Consider the following 7,461-nt stretch of genomic DNA (forward strand, 5'->3'; position numbering starts at 1 on the left):
ATAACAAAAAGGACATCCTCAATGGATGTCCTCTTTTGCTTCTTAATGTTGATGAGAGTCTTTTGCTGGCCCAGCAGGCAAAATAGCAGGGATGATGCAAATCAGGATAGCAGCAGCTAATCCTAAAATCGTTCCCTGTTTAGCATCGTATGAAACTCCGATCATGGAAGAAACAACATATACAGTCATATGCACTAATAAGAATGTCCAAAAAATTGCCCAAGCATAACGCATCGAATTTCACCTCATTCCACTACATTCATTTTTATCTTACCATAATTAATATACAGTTAAAACGTGTTTTTAATAATAACCTTTAAATAATTCATACATTAAATCATAAGAGAACTTTTCAGGCACAGTCCAGTTGGTACCAAACGTCAAATGGAAAATCATAGGACCCAATATAAAAGAAAATCATCACCATTTGGTTAATTTGGGATAAGAAGTTAGGTATTTCCACTGACCCTTTCTATTTTTCGTCATAAATTAATATAGTAGTAGTAATATTCCTTAAAGGAGTTTGACCGATGGAACAACGAACTTTTCAAATTGATGACCAGTGGAATATCATCTATTATCCAGAGCGGCCCAGTGGTTTTTCCGTATTGGTAATTGGAGACCGTAGTCATTTTGTCGATAAAGACAGCAGCTTTTGGCTGCAGCATCCTGGCAGGTTGGAGATATTGGAATATTTAAAGGAATACGGATACACGCTATTTTCATCCAATTTTTACGGAGCCAACTGGGGAAGCCCAAAAGCATTGAACCTTTCCCTTAACCTATATATTCTCTTCATGAAAAAAGAAATAGTCAATCAAAGGGTTCATATATTGGCAGAGGGGTCAGGAGCACTCCTTGCCTTAAAGCTCATGAATGAACTTGGAAATAAAATACGTTCAGTTGTATTGATTGATCCGGTTTTTTCCTTGAAAGCACAACTGGAGAAGGAAAAGGAAAATAAGTTCTTCTATAAAAAATGGCTGTCTGAGGTCGCTGCTGCACACGAGCTCGATCCACCAGAATGTGAACAGCATATTATGGACACTGAAGATCCAGTGATTGCTGAGAAAATCCCCATGAAAGTGATTCAGGTTTTTGGAAGCATGCGGAAAGAGCAAGCCTCCCTTTATCGGCAAATCCAACTGGCTAGAAAAGCAGACTTGCAGCTGACGTATTTATTACCGGAAAAACGGTATAAAATACCCTATCAAATACAGAAGTTTTTCAATGAGAATGAAGAGTCTTTATGAGAATGGATATATTTCTACAATAGTTTGCATACGATACAGCATCTAAAAAAACTAGACGTGCCGGATGAAGTGGGCTGGATGGCATACGAGGGGGCTGTATTTATGCAAACGTACATTGTAATAGGCGCTTATCAATTTGTGGGATTCTATGTGGCTCAATACTTTTTGAACCAAGGGGAAGAAGTAATCGGAATTGATTGGACTGATTCCGAAGCAAGTAAATATATTATGGAAGAAAAGGAACTTGAAATAGGTAGAAGTTCAAATTATATTTACTTTCCGATAAATAAGCTTAAATTATTGGATATTACAAAGCAGGACACTGTGTTCATATCTTGTTACGATATTCAAAGCGGAAAGATGGGTAAAATCGATTTTCTTATAGACGAAATCGTTTTCTTTATTGAAAAATGCAAAAAAAATGGCTCGAATGAAACGCCAAATTTTGTTGTTTTCATGCCAATTGAAGAAGAGATCAGTATTTTTCAATCCATATTAAGCTCGATTCGTGGAATTGATTCTGCAAAAATCATATTTTTACCCACGATTTATGGACCTTGGCAATCGGAAGGCATGAGCTTTGAAGCTGGGATCAATCAACTTGGTCAGTCTGATATCAAACCGGCGATTGCTAACGAATATACTGGGGATGCTCTTTTCATCACTGATTTTGTGAATGCTTTGGAAGAAGTGCTTACTTCCTCTTCCGATAGGGATATCCAATTGTGCAGCAGTATAGATGATCATTGGAATAAATGTGCAAAGTTAATATTTGGTGAAAGTTTGGGTTCATTCAATTCCCGATCAACAACTAAAATCAATAAAGGATCAATATTTGAGGTGCCTAGCAAAATAGATCCAGAAGAAGGCATTGCTTTACAAAGAAAACATAATAAACGATTAAACTTACTTAAAAAGTGGAGAAAACGTGATTGAAGAGGGAATGGCTGGTTAATCCGGATAATCAAATTTGGGGGCAATTATGAACAAAGAACATTCGAATCACAATTTTTTTGTGTTCGAGAACTTTCGTTATTTAAGAAGGTCAAAACTGTATATTTGCCTCTAACTTATATGTTTTGTACTATAATGTTCAAGGACCGAAATTAATATCAAATGATATTCATGATTTTTATTTATGCCCTTTACGAAAGGGACATCTGGAATTATGATAATATTGATATTCAAATGATAGGGGGAAACACAAAATGAGTTCAGATAAAACTCTTGAATTTATGGGAATCGCCATGAAGTACTTCCCTGAGGCTAAAGCGAAGCTTGAAGCAAACGGGATTCCATTCTCAATGGAGATGGCAGAGCCATTCATGGAGCTCTTTAAAAACGTAATGCAAGAAGCTTATGAGCTTGGGAAACAAGATGCTCAGCGTTAATTAAACGTAGGCTGTCCAAATAAAAGGGCAGCCTGCATTTTTTTATTCTTTTTTCAAGAACTTGGCGATCAATGGGTTCAGATTAATTTTATCAATGGCCGGTTTGTATTGACCGTATAAGCCCATCAATGTTTCAACGCTCTCCATCAATTGCATGTAATCAACATTCGATTCCTCTTGTTGGGGTTCACTTTTCCTGCCAAACATCAAATTCGAAAAATGATCATCCTGGTTACTCCGGTTGTTGTGATTGAAGATGTCCACAATAATTCCTCCTTTTCTCCTTTTATTTATAATGTATGTCCCTAAAATCCCTTGGCATAGGCATTTGTCCGACTTCAGTAACGGATTCTTTTATCCTTTCAAACTGTTATCTCTTGCAAGGAGGTGTTTTTTTATATAAAATTAGTACCAGGTAATAATAGATGCTTATAATAACTCATTAAAATATAAGGGGATGGCAAAATGAACGCTGGAATACTAGGGCTTGGCCGCTACTTACCCGATAAAATCGTTACAAATGCGGATTTAGAGAAAATGATGGATACCTCTGACGAGTGGATCCGGACTAGGACAGGTATAGAGGAAAGAAGAATTGCCAATGATGACATTGAAACATCAGATATGGCTTATGAAGCCGCAAAAGCTGCATTGGCAAATGCAAAAATTTCGGCTGAAGAGATAGATTTAATTCTTGTAGCTACTGTTACACCGGATCAGTCGTTTCCTTCTGTCGCGTGTATGATTCAAGAGAAATTGGGAGCGAAAAGTGCAGCTGCAATGGATGTAAGTGCTGCATGCGCTGGTTTTATGTATGCAATGATCACTGCACAGCAGTTCATTAAGACAGGTGCATATAAGCATGTATTGATTGTCGGTGTTGAAAAACTTTCGAAGGTAACCAATTGGGAAGACCGCAATACTGCTGTACTATTTGGTGACGGAGCGGGTGCAGCTGTACTTGGACCTGTTTCGGAAGGCAAAGGGATCCTTGCCTTTGAATTAGGCGCAGATGGAACTGGTGGGAAGCACTTATTACAGGATGGAGACTTCATTCATATGAATGGACGTGAAGTATTTAAATTTGCTGTCCGTCAGATGGGGGAATCCAGCCTAAGTGTGTTGGATAAAGCTGGATTAACAAAAGAAGATGTGGATTTGCTTGTACCGCATCAAGCAAACATACGCATTATGGAATCCTCAAGGGAACGCTTGGGTCTCCCGATTGAAAAAATGACAAAAACGGTTCATAAATATGGAAATACTTCTTCAGCGTCCATTCCAATGGCCCTTGTGGAAGAAATGGAAGCAGGAAGAATCAAGGACAACGACCTAATTATCATGGTCGGTTTTGGTGGTGGCCTTACATGGGGCGCTATCGCTCTTAGATGGGGTAAATAAAAAAAGAAGAAGCAAAACATAAAAGCTTTAAAAAAAGGAAGGAGCCATTTTTAATGACTAATCGTCGTGTAGTTGTAACAGGTATTGGAGCAATATCACCAGTTGGTAATGATGCAGAAACTGGATGGAAGAATATAATCGAGGGGAAATCAGGAATAGGTCCTTTAACTCGTTTGAATGCTGAAGAATTCCCTGTTAAAGTTGCTGCTGAAATCAAGGAGTTTGATATAGAGACATATATTAATCGTAAAGAAGCGCGTAAGATGGACCGTTTTACCCATTATGCAATTGCTGCGTCCGTTATGGCATATAATGATAGTAAGCTGGAAATAACGGATGAAAATGCAGCACGTGTCGGAGTCTGGATCGGTTCGGGTATCGGTGGGTTGGAGACACTTGAGACACAGCATGAAAACTTTTTAAACAGAGGGTATAAGCGGGTGAGCCCATTTTTCGTACCAATGATGATTCCGGACATGGCTGCTGGCCAGGTGTCAATCTTACTGGGTGCTAAAGGAATCAATTCATGTACGGTAACAGCTTGCGCAACAGGAACAAATTCAATTGGTGACGCGTTTAAAGCCATTCAACGGGGCGACGCCGATGTGATGATCACAGGCGGAGCAGAAGCGCCAATCACAAAAATGTCGGTTGCGGGCTTCTGTGCAAATACGGCTTTATCGACCAACCCTGATCCACAAACTGCTAGCCGTCCTTTTGATCTGAATCGTGATGGATTCGTAATCGGGGAAGGTGCAGGGATTATCGTTCTGGAAGATCTGGAACATGCATTGAATAGAGGGGCCAAGATTTATGCTGAAATAGCTGGGTATGGATCAACTGGAGATGCTTTCCATATAACGGCTCCGGCACCTGGTGGGGAAGGCGGGGCAAGGGCGATGAAAATTGCTATTGAGGATGCAGGTTTGAATCCGGAAGACATCCAATATGTGAATGCCCATGGAACGAGTACGCCATACAATGACAAATATGAAACAATGGCAGTCAAAGAAGTCTTTGGCGAACATGCTAATAAACTAGCATTAAGTTCAACTAAGTCCATGACAGGCCATATGTTAGGGGCAGCCGGTGGGGTCGAAGCAATATTCACGATTCAGGCAATCAGGGACAGCATATTGCCTCCAACGATCAATATTGAAACACCAGACCCTGAGTGTGATTTGGACTATGTTCCGAATAAAGCAAGGAAGTGCGAAATTAATGCCGCCATCAGCAATTCACTTGGATTCGGTGGACATAACGCTACTATTCTTTTCAAAAAATATCAATAAATTAAATTGAAGGAAGAGCAGATCTCTTGGGATCTGCTCTTTTTGTGTTATAGAGGTTATGCAAGGGATATAAAAGTGTCAACCGCCCTTTTAAAATCATACGATAGTCTAAAGAAGCGGGGGTGTATAGAAATGGGAGTTATTTTAACTGATGAGTGGATGAAAAAGGATTTCAACCGCCCTGTCCAGATGATGGAAAGACTTAAAAGTACATTCAACAATACCCTTGATGCGAATATGATTTATCATCATTTATTGAAGCATGGTATGTATTCGCCAAATAAAAAAACGAAACTCACATGGGAACATTTAAAAGAAAATAATGCATGGGAAAAAACACAAAGCCTGTTTACTTCTTATAAGAAACTGTGGGGAGGGCCTGATGTTCCCATATATATTTTTCCGCTCATGTCTTCAGGGATGTGGAATAAAATGGTTGAAACGAAGTCAGGATTGGCATTTAAAGATAAACTATTCCTTTTTTACGACAAGGGTATAGCTGAAAAGGAAATGGAGGCCATATTGATTCACGAATATCATCATGTCTGCCGATTACATCATTTGAAAAAGGATCAAAAAGAATTCACTCTTCTTGATACGATGATCATGGAAGGACTGGCGGAAAGAACTGTGGGTAAATATTTAGGAGCAAAATATTTAGCGAAATGGACTAAATTATATCAGGAAGATAAACTGCGAGAATTTTGGAGCAAGCATTTACAAGAAAAGCACACAATAAAACGTACAGATCCTCTTCATGATGTCCTTCTGCTTGGAATGAAAGGATACCCACATATGCTTGGATACTGTAGTGGTTATTACCTAGTGAGAAATTCTGAAAAACTCTCTGTGAAAAAATCATTCATTATTCAATCTGAAGAATTCTTATCGAAAAAGAACTAATTATATACGTTCTTTTTTTCTTAATCTGTTTTCTGGAATAGGAATAAATTGTATGGTTCCTGCCTATACTGATTGACAAACAGAAATTTGTTTAAGTGAGGGATGAATGATGTTATATCTTCATGATGTATGGGTTAACTGGTTTGAAGGAGAAGAAAACGGCTATAATATTTGTCATTTTCATGAATGGAGGAAGGATGATGGGATCGAGCTACTAGATCAAGTTCCTTTGTTGAAAGTGTCATCAACATTGTTCCACTACATAGAAAACGACTTGTCAGAATTACCTAAGCCATTGCTGAATGATGTGTATCAAAAAGCATATGCAAGGAAAAATCATGAACGAATTCAGCTTGACTATTGTTTTATCGTGACTGATGGAAATGGAATTTTAGCTGTTGATACGATAGGTTATCATATTCCGATTAGGAAAAGCAGAATAATTCCCCGGCAGGAACAAATTGTTTATGACATGATAGAAAACCATGATGAGATGGATTACACCTTTACTGAAAAACCTACATCTGAGAAAGAATATCATATTTTATCGCCGTCTCCCTTATTCATGAATGGGTTGACAAGAAAAGAAAGACAGCTTAAGCAATTACTATTCATGGCCATGGACCAATTATTCACGGCGAAAAACACTGCTGAAATCCGCTATTGGTATACAGAATGGGCTCCTGAAAAATATGAAAGCATTCAAGAAATGGATTTTCAGATTGCATGGCTTGAGTTATATGAAGAAATGAAGGAAGGCTGGTCAGAGAAGCACCTTCAACTTTGTGAAAACTTGGTGAAGGGGCAGCCTTTTTTTGAAAAGCTTTGGCAAGTGGAGGCTGGCGATAGCCCATCGATATTATGAACAAAAAAGACGATCCGATGAGGATCGTCTCAGACTGTAGACAAACTCGATGAAAATCGAGTTTGTCTATTTTTTATGAGTTGTACAATTTGGCCGTTGATTTTCCACTCCAGGCACTCGCTTTCCGCGGGCGGTCGGGGAGCCTCCTCGGCTTTCGCCTGCGGGGTCTCCCCTAGACGCGCTTTTCCCGCAGGAGTCTCGAACACCCGYTCCAATCAACTTTGTCTTACCTTTTAGATAAACACTTTTGCCTGGAGTCATTTTTGTTTTAAARTAGAAGTATTAAAACTTGAGGTGATGAGGATGCTTTCTAAACATGATTCAATTCAGCGAGATCAACTTGAAATGATTCCGTT

At 38.9% G+C, this 7,461-nt stretch carries 9 protein-coding genes; 7 read left to right on the forward strand and 2 right to left on the reverse strand.

Annotated features, from left to right (window positions below; all coding sequences use genetic code 11):
* Positions 1-42: 42 nt before the first annotated feature.
* Entirely contained in the window at positions 43-234 is a 192-nt protein-coding gene (locus tag AC1DVK_RS15190; RefSeq protein WP_061462088.1) for a YjzD family protein, read from the reverse strand.
* A 296-nt stretch (positions 235-530) separates the two neighbouring features.
* Here AC1DVK_RS15190 and AC1DVK_RS15195 point away from each other — a divergent pair, with 296 nt between their 5' ends.
* The 3 genes from AC1DVK_RS15195 (at position 531) to AC1DVK_RS15205 (ending at position 2,644) form a co-directional block, all read left to right on the forward strand.
* Positions 531-1,253 (forward strand): hydrolase, encoded by a 723-nt coding sequence (locus AC1DVK_RS15195; RefSeq protein WP_477626809.1) that lies wholly within the window; start codon positions 531-533, stop codon positions 1,251-1,253.
* Between the two features lie 102 nt (positions 1,254-1,355).
* Positions 1,356-2,189 (forward strand): Rossmann-fold NAD(P)-binding domain-containing protein, encoded by an 834-nt coding sequence (locus AC1DVK_RS15200; protein ID WP_410860731.1) that lies wholly within the window; start codon positions 1,356-1,358, stop codon positions 2,187-2,189.
* Between the two features lie 272 nt (positions 2,190-2,461).
* On the forward strand, positions 2,462-2,644 hold the full coding sequence (locus AC1DVK_RS15205; protein ID WP_061462091.1) for a ComZ family protein: 183 nt from the start codon (positions 2,462-2,464) through the stop codon (positions 2,642-2,644).
* Positions 2,645-2,686: 42 nt separating this feature from the next.
* On the opposite strand, the gene AC1DVK_RS15210 is transcribed toward AC1DVK_RS15205, so the two are convergent.
* Entirely contained in the window at positions 2,687-2,908 is a 222-nt protein-coding gene (locus AC1DVK_RS15210) for a hypothetical protein (protein ID WP_089363674.1), read from the reverse strand.
* 201 nt (positions 2,909-3,109) lie between these two features.
* On the opposite strand from AC1DVK_RS15210, the gene AC1DVK_RS15215 reads away from it, so the two are divergent.
* The 4 genes from AC1DVK_RS15215 (at position 3,110) to AC1DVK_RS15230 (ending at position 7,105) form a co-directional block, all read left to right on the forward strand.
* Positions 3,110-4,045, forward strand: coding sequence for a beta-ketoacyl-ACP synthase III (locus AC1DVK_RS15215; RefSeq protein WP_061462093.1), 936 nt, complete (start codon positions 3,110-3,112; stop codon positions 4,043-4,045).
* Between the two features lie 53 nt (positions 4,046-4,098).
* A complete protein-coding gene (gene fabF, locus AC1DVK_RS15220) occupies positions 4,099-5,337 on the forward strand; it encodes a beta-ketoacyl-ACP synthase II (protein ID WP_477626810.1) in 1,239 nt (412 codons plus the stop codon).
* 132 nt (positions 5,338-5,469) lie between these two features.
* A complete protein-coding gene (locus AC1DVK_RS15225) occupies positions 5,470-6,240 on the forward strand; it encodes a DUF2268 domain-containing putative Zn-dependent protease (protein WP_061462095.1) in 771 nt (256 codons plus the stop codon).
* 109 nt (positions 6,241-6,349) lie between these two features.
* Entirely contained in the window at positions 6,350-7,105 is a 756-nt protein-coding gene (locus AC1DVK_RS15230) for a YjbA family protein (RefSeq protein ID WP_034314514.1), read from the forward strand.
* Positions 7,106-7,461: the final 356 nt, after the last annotated feature.

This window comes from Peribacillus sp. P4_B1, assembly GCF_056402395.1.

What these genes read in the sequence shown, in the direction of transcription:
- fabF (WP_477626810.1), top strand. Translation starts at nt 4,099, where the DNA reads ATGACTAATCGTCGTGTAGTTGTAACAGGTATTGGAGCAATATCACCA.
- AC1DVK_RS15195 (WP_477626809.1), top strand. Translation starts at nt 531, where the DNA reads ATGGAACAACGAACTTTTCAAATTGATGACCAGTGGAATATCATCTAT.
- AC1DVK_RS15200 (WP_410860731.1), top strand. Translation starts at nt 1,356, where the DNA reads ATGCAAACGTACATTGTAATAGGCGCTTATCAATTTGTGGGATTCTAT.
- AC1DVK_RS15230 (WP_034314514.1), top strand. Translation starts at nt 6,350, where the DNA reads ATGTTATATCTTCATGATGTATGGGTTAACTGGTTTGAAGGAGAAGAA.
- AC1DVK_RS15215 (WP_061462093.1), top strand. Translation starts at nt 3,110, where the DNA reads ATGAACGCTGGAATACTAGGGCTTGGCCGCTACTTACCCGATAAAATC.
- AC1DVK_RS15190 (WP_061462088.1), bottom strand. Translation starts at nt 234, where the DNA reads ATGCGTTATGCTTGGGCAATTTTTTGGACATTCTTATTAGTGCATATG.
- AC1DVK_RS15205 (WP_061462091.1), top strand. Translation starts at nt 2,462, where the DNA reads ATGAGTTCAGATAAAACTCTTGAATTTATGGGAATCGCCATGAAGTAC.
- AC1DVK_RS15225 (WP_061462095.1), top strand. Translation starts at nt 5,470, where the DNA reads ATGGGAGTTATTTTAACTGATGAGTGGATGAAAAAGGATTTCAACCGC.